This window comes from Acutalibacter sp., from assembly GCF_056800975.1.
Window position 1 is genome coordinate 1 of record NZ_JBQISV010000050.1, and the last position, 15,650, is coordinate 15,650.

At 58.1% G+C, this 15,650-nt stretch carries 12 protein-coding genes; 10 read left to right on the top strand and 2 right to left on the bottom strand.

Translation table 11 applies throughout. The features are described 5' to 3' along the window. The first annotated feature begins 57 nt into the window (after window positions 1-57). The 10 genes from ACTO5E_RS06865 to tsaA all read left to right on the top strand — a co-directional run bounded on the left by ACTO5E_RS06865 (window position 58) and on the right by tsaA (window position 13,218). Complete coding sequence (locus ACTO5E_RS06865; protein ID WP_482302668.1) at window positions 58-762, top strand: restriction endonuclease subunit S domain-containing protein; 705 nt, start codon at window positions 58-60, stop codon at window positions 760-762. Next, complete coding sequence (locus tag ACTO5E_RS06870) at window positions 759-1,424, top strand: hypothetical protein (protein ID WP_482302669.1); 666 nt, start codon at window positions 759-761, stop codon at window positions 1,422-1,424. Before ACTO5E_RS06865 ends, ACTO5E_RS06870 begins: the two co-directional genes overlap by 4 nt. A 5-nt stretch (window positions 1,425-1,429) precedes the next feature. Further along, window positions 1,430-4,528: a type I restriction endonuclease subunit R gene (locus ACTO5E_RS06875; protein WP_482302670.1), complete on the top strand. Its 3,099-nt coding sequence runs from the start codon at window positions 1,430-1,432 to the stop codon at window positions 4,526-4,528. Window positions 4,529-4,629: 101 nt separating this feature from the next. Then, window positions 4,630-6,318 carry a recombinase family protein gene (locus ACTO5E_RS06880; protein ID WP_482302671.1) on the top strand — a complete coding sequence of 563 codons (1,689 nt, stop codon included), beginning with the start codon at window positions 4,630-4,632 and terminating at the stop codon, window positions 6,316-6,318. Window positions 6,319-6,325: 7 nt separating this feature from the next. Further along, window positions 6,326-6,676: a sigma-70 family RNA polymerase sigma factor gene (locus tag ACTO5E_RS06885; RefSeq protein WP_482302672.1), complete on the top strand. Its 351-nt coding sequence runs from the start codon at window positions 6,326-6,328 to the stop codon at window positions 6,674-6,676. Between the two features lie 485 nt (window positions 6,677-7,161). Further along, window positions 7,162-8,835 carry an S-layer homology domain-containing protein gene (locus ACTO5E_RS06890; protein ID WP_482302673.1) on the top strand — a complete coding sequence of 558 codons (1,674 nt, stop codon included), beginning with the start codon at window positions 7,162-7,164 and terminating at the stop codon, window positions 8,833-8,835. A gap of 219 nt (window positions 8,836-9,054) precedes the next feature. Beyond that, the gene (locus tag ACTO5E_RS06895) at window positions 9,055-9,621 is read left to right on the top strand and encodes a hypothetical protein (RefSeq protein ID WP_482302674.1); all 567 of its coding nucleotides are present in this window, start codon (window positions 9,055-9,057) and stop codon (window positions 9,619-9,621) included. Window positions 9,622-9,624: 3 nt separating this feature from the next. Then, on the top strand, window positions 9,625-11,043 hold the full coding sequence (locus tag ACTO5E_RS06900; RefSeq protein WP_482302675.1) for an MBOAT family O-acyltransferase: 1,419 nt from the start codon (window positions 9,625-9,627) through the stop codon (window positions 11,041-11,043). Window positions 11,044-11,051: 8 nt separating this feature from the next. Then, window positions 11,052-12,521: an alginate O-acetyltransferase AlgX-related protein gene (locus ACTO5E_RS06905; RefSeq protein WP_482302676.1), complete on the top strand. Its 1,470-nt coding sequence runs from the start codon at window positions 11,052-11,054 to the stop codon at window positions 12,519-12,521. Further along, the gene (tsaA, locus tag ACTO5E_RS06910; RefSeq protein ID WP_482302677.1) at window positions 12,466-13,218 is read left to right on the top strand and encodes a tRNA (N6-threonylcarbamoyladenosine(37)-N6)-methyltransferase TrmO; all 753 of its coding nucleotides are present in this window, start codon (window positions 12,466-12,468) and stop codon (window positions 13,216-13,218) included. The genes ACTO5E_RS06905 and tsaA overlap by 56 nt, the downstream gene beginning before the upstream one ends. A 265-nt stretch (window positions 13,219-13,483) precedes the next feature. Here tsaA and ACTO5E_RS06915 read toward each other — a convergent pair whose 3' ends face one another. Next, window positions 13,484-15,268 (bottom strand): L-fucose isomerase, encoded by a 1,785-nt coding sequence (locus tag ACTO5E_RS06915; protein WP_482302678.1) that lies wholly within the window; start codon window positions 15,266-15,268, stop codon window positions 13,484-13,486. Window positions 15,269-15,290: 22 nt separating this feature from the next. Beyond that, window positions 15,291-15,650, bottom strand: a 360-nt coding sequence (locus ACTO5E_RS06920; protein ID WP_482302679.1) for a class II aldolase/adducin family protein, incomplete at its 5' end; no start/stop codon positions are given.

Here is a 15,650-nt window from a genome sequence, read left to right on the forward strand (position 1 = left end):
TGTTCTGGGCTTGGCTGAAGCGTTTCTTGAGAAAAATCCTTCCCTCTGCACCTTCCTTTGACGATGCCCTTTCTACCGCTTTTCACCTGTGGTGACTATATTAGCAATCCTGATGCCGCGCTATGGCAGAAAGGGACTTTTTCAAATCTAATTGAAAAGATAGTTAGCGGTGATTGGGGCAAAGAATCTCTTTTGGGTAACAATACAGAGATGGTGTACTGTATTCGCGGTGCAGATATCCCTGATGTTCGAGCAGGAAGAAAAGGGAAAATGCCGACACGATATATTCTCCCTAAGAACTATGTAGCCAAGCATCTTGTAAGTGGAGACATAGTTGTTGAAGTCTCTGGAGGCAGTCCTACCCAATCTACCGGGCGAGCTACAGTAATATCAGAGGCTTTGTTAGACAGATATGATAAAGGGATGGTTTGTACTAACTTCTGTAAGGCGTTGAAACCAATAACTGGCTATAGTATGTATGTGTACCACTATTGGCAATATCTATATAACTTGGGCACTTTTTTCTCTTATGAAAACGGAACAACAGGTATAAAAAACCTCCATATTACAGGATTTATTGAAACTGAACCAATTGTTATTGCCCCTGTAGAGTTGGTGAAGAAGTTTAATTCTTTTTGTCAGTCTGTATTTCAAAAGATGTATGCTAATGGATTAGAAAATGAGAAACTCTCTCTGATGCGCGACACCCTCCTCCCCAAGCTCTTGTCCGGGGAGATTGATGTGAGGAGCGTGAATACATGAAAAAGTTTATCAAAGGGAAATGGTTTCCACTTACGGTTACAGCTGTTTTTGTGGTGGCCTTGCTTATATTTCTGTACTGTATAGGCTTTCGTATTACCTATGCTCCAGATTTAGAAAACAGCTGGGATGCTGTTTCTGCTTTTGCGGCTTGGTTTGGAGCTGCTATGTCATTCGTTGCTATTGTGATAGCTATCCAGGTTCCCAAAAAGATTGCGGATAGGCAAGACAAAATTGCATTGTTTGAAAAGAGAATGGAATGCTACAGTACATTACAAAACATCTTTGCCTTTGCTCGGCAGATTTCAGATGAAAAAACAAAAAAAGCTATGCAAACAGCATTAAAATTCTTTTTTGGTGAGCCAAGCTCATTTCCAGAAAACCAAAACTTCACTTGGTATGTGATTACGTTGAAACGTCAGGAGTCAATTATAGTTGGAGGTCATTTCCTGTTTTCAGAATATAATGAGGAAGAACTCCAGAATTTATTGATGGACATAAGCGAATTGTCCAGACTAGTGGCAGTTAAAACTGTAGAAGAGGCAGAACAACCTATTTCTGATACAGCCAAAAATTACAAGGAGAATATTTGTAATGTGTGCAGTAATTTAGAAAAAACGTTAATTCCATTAATGGAAAAAGAATTACAATTACACAGGAGGTGACAACCATGTTGTTTACTGAATCCAACTACGAATCCGCCATCCTCCAGCTCTTCCAGCAGCGCCTGGGCTACGCCTACATATACGGCCCAGATGTCCCCCGGGACCACCACAGCCCCTTGTATGAAGACGCACTGCTGCCTGCTTTGGCGCGCATCAACCCCGGCCTGCCGCCGGACGCGCTGAACGAGGCGGTGTATAAGCTCAAAAATTTTGAGAGCGGCACCTTGGTGCAGAGGAACATGGCGTTCATGGACTACCTGCAGAACGGGGTGCCGGTGAAGTATTTTGAGGGCGGGGAGGAGCGCTCCGGGCTGGTGAATCTGGTGGACTTTGAGAGGCCAGAGCGCAATGATTTCACCGCTGTCAACCAGTGGACGGTGGTGGAGAACTCCGAGAAACGGCCGGATGTGGTGCTGTTTGTAAACGGCCTGCCGCTGGTGGTGATGGAGCTGAAATCCCCCTCCCGGGAGGAGACGGACGCCTCTGCGGCCTACCGGCAGTTGCGCAACTATATGCACGAGATACCCTCGCTGTTTGTCTATAACGCCGTCCTGGTCATGAGCGATTTGACCACCTCCAAAGCAGGTACCATCACCTCTGGCGAGGACCGCTTCATGGAGTGGAAGACCACGGACGGCAGCTATGAGAACACAGCCTATGCCCAGTTTGACACCTTTTTTGAGGGGGTTTTTGCCAAAGAGCGGTTCCTGGATATTCTCAAAAACTTTATTTGCTATAATGTAGACGGACAGAATACCTTCAAAATTCTGGCCGGATACCACCAGTATTTCGCCGTGAAAAAGGCGGTGAAATCCACCCTCCGCGCCACCGAAACGGACGGTAAAGCCGGGGTGTTCTGGCACACACAGGGTAGCGGGAAATCGCTGTCCATGGTGTTTTATGCCCACTATTTGCAACAGGCGCTGGATAGTCCCACCATTGTGGTCATCACCGACCGGAACGATCTGGACGGCCAGCTTTACAGCCAGTTTGCCCGCTGCAAGGATTTTTTGCGGCAGACTCCACAGCACGCAGAAAGCCGCAGGCATTTGAAGGAGCTGCTGGCAAACCGTCAGGCCAACGGCATCATCTTTACCACCATGCAGAAATTTGAGGAGATTGACGAACCGCTTTCCGAACGCCGGAACATTATCGTCATGGCAGACGAAGCCCACCGGGGGCAGTACGGCTTGACGGAAAAGGTTGTCACCCATCAGAAGGACAACGGTGAGTTGGAAGTCCGTACTGTGGTCGGCACCGCCCGCGTTATCCGGGACAGTCTGCCCAACGCTGCCTATATAGGCTTTACCGGCACGCCGATCTCCTCGAAAGACCGCAGCACCCGGGAGGTGTTCGGCGACTATATTGACATCTATGACATGACCCAGGCAGTGGAGGACGGCGCGACCCGGCCCGTTTATTACGAGAGCCGGGTCATCCACTTAAAGCTGGATGAGCAGACCCTGCGCCTGATTGACGCGGAATACGATCTGATGGCTCAGAACGCTGACCCTGCCGTTATTGAGAAAAGCAAGCGGGAGCTGGGCCGTATGGAGGCCATCCTGGGCGCGGAGCAGACAGTCAGCTCTTTGGTGGACGATATCCTTGACCACTATGAAAACTACCGGGAGAACCTGCTGACCGGCAAGGCCATGATCGTTGCCTACTCCCGGCCCATAGCCATGAAGATATATAAACGCATTTTGGAACTGCGCCCGGCCTGGAAGTCAAAGGTGGCCGTGGTGATGACCCAGGGCAACAACGACCCGGAGGAGTGGCGGGAGATAATCGGGAACAAGTCCCGCAAGGAGGAACTGGCCAGACTCTTTAAAGACAACGGCTCGTCCCTGAAGATTGCCATTGTAGTGGATATGTGGTTGACTGGCTTCGACGTGCCCTCCCTTGCCACCATGTATGTGTACAAACCCATGTCCGGGCACAACCTGATGCAGGCCATCGCCCGGGTAAACCGGGTCTTTAAGGACAAGGAGGGCGGCCTGGTGGTTGACTATGTGGGTATTGCCGGGGCGCTTAAGCAGGCTATGAACGAATACACCGCCCGCGACAGGAAGAATTACGGTGACACCGACATCCGCAAGGCAGCATATCCGAAGTTTTTAGAGAAGCTCTCTGTCTGCCGCGACCTGTTCCATGGTTTTGACTACGCGGCCTTTATGACCGGCGGCGACCTGGATAGGGCAAACGCCATCAGCGGCGGCGTGAACTTCATGCTGGGAAAAAGCGTTGCAGAACAGAGCCTGCCGGAGAACCAGCGCGCCCAGAATATTTTCATTAAGGAGGCCCTCCTGCTCCGGCAGGCCATTTCCCTCTGCGGCAGCCTGGCGGAGGAGAGCGCCCGCTTTGAAGCTGCCTTCTTTGAGGCTGTGCGCACCATGCTTGTGCGTCTACAAACTGGCGGGGCTGGTAAGAAGTTTACGCTGCCGGAGGTAAATAAGCGCATCAACGAGATGCTGAAGCACAGCATCCGGAGCGAGGGGGTAATCAACCTTTTCTCTGACGTGCAGTCGGAGTTTTCCCTGTTTGACCCCAAGTTTCTGGAGGAAGTCGCCAACATGAAAGAGAAGAACCTGGCGGTGGAATTGTTGAAAAAGTTAATCGCCGAGCAGGTTTCCTTCTACCGGCGGACGAATTTGGTCAAGGCAGAGAAGTTCTCGGAGATCATTCAGGGTACCATGAACCGCTACCTCAACGGGATGCTTACCAATGAGGAAGTCATCGGAGAGCTGCTCAAGCTGGCGAAGGAGATCGCGGCGGCCAGCGCAGAGGGGCAATCCCTGGGGCTGAGTGCGGAGGAACTGGCGTTCTATGACGCGCTGACAAAGCCCCGAGCGGTTAAAGATTTTTACGAGCACGAGGAGCTGATTGCTATCACAAAGGAGCTGACGGAGCAGCTGCGGAAGAACCGCACCATCGACTGGCAGAAGAAGGAGAGCGCCCGGGCCGGGATGCGCCGGATGGTCAAACGGCTGCTGAGAAAACACAGGTACCCGCCGGAGGGGATGGAGGACGCGGTGCAGACGGTGATGAGGCAGTGCGAGTTGTGGGCGGATGGGGCAGACGAACCCGGAATGTCTGTAACCTGACAGCTCTGGAAAGCAGGAATGAAAATCTCTGCTTTCCTCTGTACATTCTTAATACTCTATGATACACTAAATAAAAACACATACCAAAAGGAGCAACTCCCATGCCCCCCATCGCCATCTACTCCCGCAAATCCAAATTCACCGGCAAAGGCGAAAGCATCGGCAACCAAATCGAGCTGTGCCGGGAATATATCCGCCTGCACAACGGCGATGCCGCCGCTGACGCCGCCCTCGTCTTCGAGGACGAAGGCTTCTCCGGCGGCAACCTGAACCGTCCAGCCTTCCAGCAAATGCTAAGAGCCGCCCGCGACCATGAAATCAGCGCCATCGTGGTCTACCGCCTGGACCGGATCAGCCGCAATATCAGCGACTTCTCCACTCTTATTGAGGAGTTGAGCCGCCTGGGCGTGGCTTTCATCTCCATCCGGGAGCAGTTCGACACCGGCAGCCCTATGGGCCGGGCCATGATGTACATCGCCTCCGTGTTCTCCCAGCTGGAGCGAGAAACCATCGCCGAGCGAATCCGGGACAATATGCACGAGCTGGCCAAGACAGGCCGTTGGCTGGGGGGAAACACGCCCACCGGGTACCGCTCCGAGAGTGTCCAGACCGTCACGGTGGACGGCAAGACCCGCAAAGCCTGCAAGCTCCGGCTCGTCCCGGAGGAGGCTGGCCTGGTCAAGAAAATCTACGCACTTTACGCCCAAACCGACTCCCTCTCCAAAACAGAGGCCGAGCTGCGGCGGCAGAATATCAAGACTAAGACAGGCCGGGACTTCACCCGCTTCGCCGTCAAGAATATTTTGCAGAACCCAGTCTATCTGTTGGCAGACCAGGAGGCATACCAATATTTCATAGAGAACGAGGCCGAGCTGTTCTCCGTTCCTGCCGATTTTGACGGCTCCCACGGTATTCTCGCCTACAACCGCAGCGACCAGGAGAAAGGCCGGGCCACAATCTACCTGCCGGTCGACCAGTGGATTGTCACCGTGGGCCAGCACCAGGGGCTGATACCGGGCCAGGAGTGGGTCAAGGTGCAGGAGAGCTTGGATCAGAACCGCTCCAAATCCTACCGCAAGCCCCGGAGCAACCAGGCCTTGCTCACCGGCCTGCTGTTCTGCTCCTGCGGCAGCCGAATGTACCCAAAGCTCTCCAAGCGCCTGGGGCAGGACGGTCAGCCCCTGTACACCTACATCTGCAAGCGCAAGGAGCACAGCCAGGGGAGCCAGTGCGCCCAGAAGAACGTCAGCGGCAACCGGCTGGACGCCGCCGTGATTGAGGAAATCAAGGGCCTGACCGAGGATAAGTCAACTTTCGTGAAGCTCCTGGAAAAGAGCAGGAGCTTTTATTCCGGCGACCGGGCCGGGTATGACGAGCGGTTAGCAGCACTCCGCAAAGAATGTGCGGACGTAGAAACCAAGCTCACCGCCTTAGTTGATTCACTCGCCGAGCTGAACAGCGCAGCCGCCAAGAATCAGGTTGCAAAGCGCATTGACGAGCTGACCGCACAGAAAGAAGCCCTCCAAGCCCGGATCATCGAGTTGGAGGGCCTTACATCTCAAAATGAGCTGAGTGCGGAGGAGTTTGACATACTCGTCCAAATGCTTGCAAGTTTCCGCACCACCATAGACCTGTTGTCAATAGAGGAAAAGCGCGCCGCTATCCGCACCATCGTGCAGAAGGTGGTCTGGGACGGTAATTTGGCCCATGTGGTGCTGTTCGGCGCGGAGGGGAACGTGGACTATACCGCCATCCCGGATTTGTCGCAGTCGGGTGAGGATAGCAAATGAAATCCTCATGTTCTTCCGCGCTGGGAAAAAGTCGGCCCAGGATGTGTCTATCAACGAGCCCATTGACACGGACAAGGACGGCAACGCCCTGACCCTGATGGACACCATGGCTGTGGACGACACGGTGATCGATGACATTGACGTGCGCATGAAAAGCGAGAAGCTGTACGACTACCTCCCCGCCCTGGAGCCCCGGGAGCGCAGCGTCATTTGTATGCGCTACGGCCTGGGGGGGCGCAAGCCCCTGGCCCAGCGGGAGGTGGCCCAGCGGCTGGGCATCTCCCGGTCCTATATCTCCCGCATTGAGAAAAAGGCCCTGGAAAAGCTGCGGGCCCGGTTTCAGGAACCGCCGGAATAGAGAGACAGCAAAAAGGACACAGGCCATGGGCTTGTGTTTTTTTGCTGTCTCTCTTTACTTTGCCAATTTTTTGTGATAAGATAGTCGCATACCACACAACCCAAAACTGCTACCAGATGCGTGCATTCTTACCAACTCAGGTAAAAATGCAGGCTCTGCCTTTGTGCACGCATTTGGAAAGCATAAAGGGGTTGTGTGGTAGCAGCGGGAGCCATGCGTTTTTCGTGCGCGGCTTTCGGCTGCGCACTTTTTGTTTTAAGGAGATGGTGCGCCCGGAATGGTAATGGCAGCTTGATGGGAATGAAACGATGGGACAAGGGAAGGCCTTTTCATAAAAAAATACCATGACAGCCTTCCTGGATTTCCGGCTTTTTTGCAGGTTGGAAATCCTGTCGAATACTTGATTATCAGAAAGAAACATGGTATAATTCTGTGTTAGAACGCCTGCTTTTAACAACTAATAGGGAAAAGGATCGTGAGTATACATGAAAAAGATAATTGCCGTTCTGCTGGCAGTGTTTATTCTGGCAGCGGGCCTTTGGGTGCCTGCCGCAGCTTCTGACGAAGAAATCAGCCCTATGCTCGGAGACGCTCCCACCAGCGCAGAGGAGGACGCCGCCCCCGCGCCGGAGGAGAGTCCTGCTCCCGAGGAGAGCCCCGCCCCTGAAGAGACCCCTGTGCCGGAGGAGACCCCTGCGCCGGAGGAGACCCCTGCGCCGGAGGAGACCCCTGCGCCGGAGGAGACCCCCGCCCCCGATGGGTCTCCGGCTCCGGAGGAGAGCCCTGCGCCCGACGGGTCCCCCGAACCTAATGAGTCTCCCGAGCCGGACGGGTCTCCTGACCCCGATGAGTCTCCTGCGCCGGAGGAGACGCCTGACCCCAACGGGTCTCCCGAGCCGGACGACACCCCGGAGCCCAGTCCCACCCCTGGCCCCACCCTGACCACAGAGCACCGCCCCTACTTCACCGGAAACCAGGACCAGGTCTTCCCCAACAAGAGCATGACCCGGGCTGAGGCTGCGGTGGTGCTGTACTCTCTGCTGGACACTGTGCCTGAGGGCGACGAGGTGAGCTTTCCGGATGTAAAGGAGAACTCCTGGTATGGAAAGCCGGCTCTGACCCTGGCCGGGCTGGGAGTGTTCAATGGTAATGACAAGGGGTACTTTCTGCCAAACCACACCATCACCCGCCGGGAGTTTGTGGTGGTGCTCTCCCATTTCTTCCCCGGGGAGGCAGAGGGCGCGCCTGAGGTGAGCTTCCCTGATGTGACAGACAGCATGTGGGGCAGCAAGGCCATTTACGCCGCTGCGGCCAAGGGCTGGGTCACTGGCTGCGACGACGGGAATTTTCAACCGGACCGGGGCGTTACCCGGTCTGAGGCGGCGGTGATGCTCAACAACGCTTTGGGCCGCAAGCCCGACCGGGCCAAGCTGCAGGCTGGGGGCGACCCACTGGTGTTCCTGGACCTGGCCTCTACGCACTGGGCCTATGCCCACATTATGGAGGCCTCGCTGGAGCACACCCACACAGACGATGGAGAAAAGTGGGCCTCCTACCAGGTCCCCACTGCGGCCCACAAAAAGGGAGGCCACCTGATTGGCGGCGAGCTGTACTATGTGGACGAAAACGGCCATTGGGCCAAAAATACCACCATCGGTGTGCTGCGGTTTGACGCAAATGGCCGCTACACCACTGGCAACGCGGAGCTGGACCGCATGCTCACTGCCTTTGTGAAGGCCAACACCAAGGAGGGCGACACCAACCTGAACAACTACCGTCGCCTGCACAACCTGATTTCTACCTGGCCCTACCGGGCGGGCAGCTACCTGGGCAAGGGCTCTGAGGACGGCCAGACCGGCTGGGAGGCCACCATGGCCCTGGATATGCTGAAAAACCGTAAGGGCAACTGCTACCGCTACGCCGGGCTGGGCACCATGCTGGCCCGCAAGCTGGGCTTTCAGGCCACGGGTATTTCCGGCAAGGTGAATATTGGCTACGGCTTTGTTCTTCACGGCTGGGTGGAGATTGTGGAAAACGGCCAGACCTATATCTGCGACCCCCAGCAGCAGTACCGCTTCCCCAACAGCAAGCTGTTTATGAAGAAATACAGTGAGCTGACCGGCCGGAAGTATTCGGTAAAAAATGTCGTGAAAAAGTAAATCTTCTACCCAAAGGGTTTTGTGTGCGGATTTTCGAGCAAATTCAGCCAAGAGCAAAGCGGGAAGACGCAGGCAGCCAGACCGGTCACGGTTTTGCCGAGGCGTCTTCCCAGCAAGCTCCGGGGCTGGGTTTGCCGGAAGGCCGCGCACATGATCCTTTTTTATATATAGATCCCTGACTGAAAAAATCAAGAAGCTCTGGAAAGGAAACCCTGCGTTATGAAAAAAATCCTGCTCGCTCTCTGCGCCCTGCTGGCCTTTGTTCTGCTCCTCAGTCTCTCTGCCTGCGGCGGAGATGGGGACTCCTCCGCCGAGGCCAGCCCTTCGCCCTCCGCTGCGCCCAGCGCCACCCCCAAGGCCTCTGCTACGCCCAAGGCGTCTCAAAAGCCCAAGGCCACGGCAACCCCCAAGCCCACCCCCACTCCTGAGCCCACCGAGGCCCCCACAGAGGCTCCCACCCCCACCCCTGAGCCAGTGGAGCAGGAGCCGGTGGACAATGACCCGCCCCCCAGCGACGACGGCGGCGATGTGTGGGTAGAGCCCTCGGGCAACGACGACCCTCCCCCGGCTCCGGACCCCGAGCCTGACCCGGAGCCCGCTGCCAATCCCGCCGACTATATTGGCAGCAGTGTAGACGCCCTGTACGCCGTGTTCGGCTACCCTGGCAGCAGCGACTACGGCCCCAGCTGCATTGGCCCGGGCGAGGACGGCCAGCTGTACTATAGCGGCTTTACCGTTTACACCTACCGGGAGAACGGTGTGGAGACTGTGAAGGACGTGGGGTAAGGTATGGTATTCAGCTCTCCTGCCTTCCTGTTCGCCTTTCTGCCTGTGACCTTTTTGCTGTACCGGCTTATTCCCGGCCAAGGGCGGGGCTCAGTCACCGCGAAAAACGCCTTGCTGGCAGTGTTGAGCCTGGTCTTCTACGCCTTTGGCGAGCCCGTATATGTGCTGCTGCTTCTGGCCTCGGTGGTGGTGAACTACCTCAGCGGCCTGCTGCTTGCCCCGGGCCGTAAGGGCCGGCGGGCGGTGGTGGCAGGGTCAACGGCAGTCAACCTGGGGCTGCTCTGCGTGTTCAAGTACGCGGACTTCGCCGTGGGGGCCCTTAACGGACTGGGCCTCTCTCTGTCCCTGCCGGGCATTGCCCTGCCGGTGGGCATCTCGTTTTTCACCTTTCAGGGGCTGTCCTATGTGGTCGACTGCTACCGCGACCCCTCTCTGGCCAGCAAAAGCCTGTTAAAGCTGACCCTGTACATCTCCTTCTTCCCCCAGCTGATTGCCGGTCCCATTGTCAAGTATCATGACGTGAGCCAACAGATTGACAGCCGTGAGACCAGCCCCGGCCTTACCGCGGACGGCGTTCGCCGGTTTATTCTGGGACTGTCGAAGAAGCTGCTTATCGCCAACACGGTGGGCCATATGGCGGACCTGGTGTTTGGAGCCGCCCCGGCGCAGCTGGATGTGCGCTCTGCCTGGCTGGGGGCCCTGTGCTACTGCCTGCAAATTTATTTCGACTTTTCCGGCTACAGCGACATGGCCATTGGCCTGGGAAGAATGTTCGGCTTTCAGTTTCAGGAGAATTTCAACTACCCCTTTGCCAGCGGCTCCATCAAGGAATTCTGGCGGCGCTGGCACATCTCCCTGTCCAGCTGGTTCCGGGACTATCTGTACATCCCCCTGGGCGGCAACCGCCGGGGCAAGGCCCGCACCCAGTGGAACAAGTGCCTGGTGTTTTTCTGCACCGGGCTCTGGCATGGGGCCTCCTGGAGCTTTGTGCTGTGGGGCCTCTGGCATGGGGCTTTCATTATTCTCGAGGACCTGCTGCCCCCGCCAGGACGGGTGCGCCGGGTTCTGTGGCGGCCTGCGACCTTGCTGGCCGTGCTGCTGGGCTTTGTGCTGTTCCGGGCAGAGACCCTGGCCGGGGCCGGGCTCATCTACCAGAATATGCTGGCGGGCTTCCGCTTCACCTTGCAGGGGGAGTCTCTGCTGCGCAGCCTGCTCACTCCCTTGAACCTGTGGGCCCTGGGGGCGGGCTGTGTGTTCTCTCTGCCCATTCTGCCCCGGGTAAAGGCCCTGGCCCAAGGAGAGGGCGGCCTGGCCCTGACCATGCGGGGCCTCTCCTATGTGTGGGCGGGAGCGCTGTTCGCGGTGTGCGTGCTGCATCTCTCCGGCGCAGAGTTCGACCCCTTTATCTACTTCCGATTTTGAGGTGAGCCATGAAAAAGCTGTTTCACATTCTCTTTACGGTCCTGTTTCTGGCCGCCTGTCTGGTCCCCGGTTTGGGGCTGACACTGCTGGGCCCTGCCTCCCCTGGGGGCAACGAGACCGCGGTTCCCGCGCCTGCCCTTACCCGGCCTGACGGCTCCTTCAACGTGGAATTTCTCTCTGACGCTGCCAACTGGTTCTCCCGCAGCTTCGGCTTCCGGCAGGAGCTGATCACCCTGGACGCGGGGCTGAAGGTGGGGCTGTTCCGCACCTCTCCCCAGTCCCTGGTGGCTTTGGGTGGGGAAGACTGGCTCTACTACGCCGAGACCCTGGACGACTACACCGGCGCGGACGTCCTGTCGGACCGCCAGGCATACTGCATCGCCCGAAGCCTGCGGCTGGCCCAGGACTATGCCCAGAGCCAGGGGGCGGAGTTTGCGTTCACCATTGCCCCCAACAAGGCCTCCGTCTACCCCGAGCATCTCAGCCTGCCTCCCGCTGAAGTGGAATATGTTTCCCCGGCAGTGGAAGCGTTGAGGCAGCAAGAGGTGAATTACGCCGACTTGTTTGGCCCCCTGCGCTCTGTGGAGGGGGAAGACCTGTATTTTACCCTGGACTCCCACTGGACCAACCGGGGCGCGGCCCTGGGCCACGATGTTCTCCTGGAAGCCCTCGGCCTGCCTGCGGAGGACGCTTTTGGGAAGGCGGGGAGCTACCAGCTCACCCACCGGGGCGACCTGCATGAAATGCTCTACCCGGCCTCCTCCCGGCTGGACCAGGAGTTTGTGTTTGACCCGCCCCTGGCCTTTACCTACGCCCGGCCCATCCGAGATGTGGACGACCTGCGGATTGAGACCACCAGCGCTGCGGAGAACGGGCCCCTGCTCATGTTCCGGGACTCCTTTGGCAACGCCCTGCACAGCCTGATGGCTGAGAGCTTCTCCTCTGCCCGCTTTTCCCGGGCAGTCCCCTACGACATGGGGCAGATCGGGGAGCTGGGGGCTGAATATGTGGTGCTGGAGATCGTGGAGCGCAACCTGCCGCTGCTGGCGGACGGGCCGTTTATCTTCCCTGCGCCGGAGGTAAATCTGGAGGACCCGCCCTGGGGGGAGGACCTGTTCCGAAGCGAGAACCTCAGCACAGAGGGAGGCGGCCTCACGATAGAGCAGGCTGGAGCCTACCAGCGGGTGACCGCCTCCTGCACTCCTGGCTGTGATGATGATTCCCCGGTCTACCTGGTGAAGGTAGGCCCTGATGGTCCGATTGCCGCCTGGGAGGCCCAGCCCTCCTTTATGGTTGGTATAGACGAGGGGATTACCTGCTGCACAGCCTATCTCGCGGAGGAAGTAGAAAAAGAATCTCTGCATATGGTATTCCGGCAAAACGGCCAGTGGAAACTGTCCCTGTCCCACGAACAATACATGGATGGGGATTCTGGGCTTTTGCCCAAGGGGCCGTTGTTCCCCGAAGAGGAGGGATAGCGTGGAGCTAAAACCAATCGCCCACATAGAGAGCCCCTTCCCCGAGAAGTTCGGGGTGCCCCGGCAGAGCGGGCTTATTGACAGTCTGCGGGCCTGGGTGGTGTTCGAGCCGGAGTACCGGGTGCGGGAAGCCCTTCGGGGCATAGAGGGCTTCTCTCATCTGTGGCTCATTTGGCAGTTTGACCGGGTGCCCGGCGATAAGTGGACCCCCACCGTGCGCCCGCCCCGGCTGGGGGGCAACAAGCGGGTGGGGGTGTTCGCCAGCCGCTCGCCTTTTCGGCCCAACCCTGTGGGGCTCTCCTGCGTGGAGCTGGACCGGGTGGACTATGAGGCCCCTGACGGCCCTCGTCTGCTGGTGCGGGGGGCCGACCTGGTGGACCGCACCCCTATTTTTGACGTCAAGCCCTATCTGCCCTCTGCCGACTGCAAGCCCGAGGCCACCGGCGGCTTTACCACCGAAAACCCCTGGCAGGAGCTGGAGGTGGAATTCCCCCCGGAGCTGCTGGCAAGGGTGCCTGAGGACCGGCGGGAGGCTTTGACCGCTGTGCTGGCCGCAGACCCCCGCCCCCACTACCAGAAGGACAGAACCCGGGTGTACGGCATGAGCTTTGGGGGCATGGAGGTGCGTTTTACTGTGGAGGACCTCACCCTGCGGGTAAGAGAGGTCTCGCCGCAAGGGCATAAGGCGGCAAAATAGCGGCCCCACCATGGACAAACCGCAAATTAAAAAGCCTGCCCTTCCTCTCCTTGGGACGCCAAGGGGGGGAAGGGCAGGCTTTTTGTTATATCTACTGTTCCGTTCAAAAAGGGCGTTTCTTCCCGCTTGAACCAGGAAGCTCAAAAATCAACATATACTGATTTTTAAGAGCCTTTCCTATACCCCTACAGCGGCAGCTTTTTTTATTCGACCATATCTGCAATTTCTATCTCAATGACTTGGGCGAAAGCTCCCCACCGGGCTCTCAGCGGTACAGAGGGCCGTAAGTCTGGCAGGCCCGGTAGTCTGCGGACTGGGCGTCCTCTGTGCCAAACGCTGCCCAGGCATGGGGGCGGAACACCCGCCCGGCCTCTACATTGTGCATGTTCACCGGAATGCGCAGCATAGAGGCCAGGGTGATGAGCTCGGCCCCCACATGGCCGTAAACCGTGACCCCGTGGTTCGCGCCCCAGTTGGCCATTACGCTGTACACATCGGCAAAGGCCCCCTGGCCGGTGAGCTTGGGCACAAACCAGGTAGTGGGCCAGCTGGGGTCTGTGCGCTTGTCAACAATATTGTGAATTTCGTCCGGCAGGTCTGCGGTCCAGCCCTCGGCCAGCTGAAGCACCGGGCCGATGCCCTCCACCACATTCACCCGCAGCAGGGTGACAGGCATCTCCGCCTGGCAGCGGAAGTGGCTGGAAAACCCGCCGCCCCGGAAGTATTCGTAGTTGGCCCGGCACCAGTCTGTGGCGGACAGGCAGGCTGAAACGTCCTCATCGGTCATGTCCCAGAAGGGCTTCATGCAGCCCTCGCCGGCCGCGTTCTTTGCCGCGCCGGAGCCGTCCAGGGCCGTGGCCCCGGAGTTGATGAGATGAATGAACCCATCCTTGGCCACCCCCTGAGGTCTGTGCCCGGTAACCCGCTCACAGGCCTCGGGGCTCCAATAGGTGCGCACATCGTGGAAGCAGGGGGCTGTGTCGCTGACCAAGGTGCCCAGCAGCATGGCCGCGCCGTTGAGGGTGTCGTTTTCCGTGGCAAAGGGAGTGGGGGGCTTTGTGCCGTTCCAGTCAAAGGTAGAGGCCATAATCGCCTCGGTAAAGTCCCCGTTGGGCAGCCAGTCCGTCCACTGACGCTGGCCTTGGAAGCCGCCGGCCACCGCGTTTTTACCCAGGGCCTCCTCGTGCCAGCCCAGCTCCGCCAGCTTGGGGTTGCCAAACAGAATGTCCCGGGTAATCAAGGTCATCTTTGCAATGAACGCCCAATCCTTGTCCGCCGGCACCACCTTGGAGCGGGTGATGATCTCCGGGAAGGACTTGCCGCTGTTCAGGTCAAAGCCCTCCCGGCAGTTGGCCTTGATCCAGGCCAGGGCCTTCTCATACTCGTCCTTGTCATAAATTTCCAGGGTGACCCGGCGCAGCAGCTCGGTCATGTCCACCCACTCGGCCCGGATGCCGAAATATTTCTGGAACATGTCCGCATTGCAGAAGCTGCCCGCAATGCCCATGGCCACGCCCCCCAGGTTGACATAGGACTTGTTCTTCATCCAGCCCACTGCCACAGCGCCCCGGGCAAACCTCAGCAGCTTCTCCGCCACGTCGGCGGGGATGGAGCTGTCCCCCAGGTCCTGCACGTCATGGCCGTAGATGGAGAAGGCGGGCAGACCCTTCTGGGCATAGGCGGCCATCACAGCGGCCAGATAGACCGCCCCGGGACGCTCGGTGCCGTTAAAGCCCCACACCGCCTTGATGGTCTGGGGGTCCATGTCAAAGGTCTCAGAGCCATAGCACCAGCAGGGGGTGACGCTGAGCGTGGCCACCACATTCTGCGCAGAGAACTGCTGCGCACACTGGGCCGCCTCGGCCCCGCCCCCAATGGTGGTGTCGCTGATAACACACTGCACAGGCGTGCCGTCGGGGTATTTCAGGGTGGTGGTGATCAGCTCTGCCGCGGCCCGGGCCATGCCCATGGTCTGGGCCTCCAGGCCCTCCCGGATGCCGCCCCAGCGGCCGTCGATCACAGGGCGGATGCCAATTTTTGGATACTGCATGTTCATTTCCTCCGTTTCTGTGTCAGTTGGAATGAGTGGGCTCCTCTGAATCCGGAGCCTCGTTTTTGTGAAGCAGGGGGTCCTGGGGGTTGAACTGCCGGTAGCCCGGGTGCCGCCCTGTGACCTGGTAGTAGCTCCGCAGGTCAATGAGCTTTTGAATGTTCTCCCGGCTGATATCCCAGCTGCCCCCCAGAATCACTGCGTTGATGGTGATTTTGGCCCACAGCTCCAGGCTCTCCATGCGGTAAAAGGCGGTGAGCACATCGCTGCCCACGGCCAGGGCCCCGTGGTTTTCCAGCAGCATCACATCATGCTCCTCCAAATAGGGCTCAATGGCGTCAGGCACCTCCTGGGTGGAGGGGGTACCATAGGGAGTGAGGGG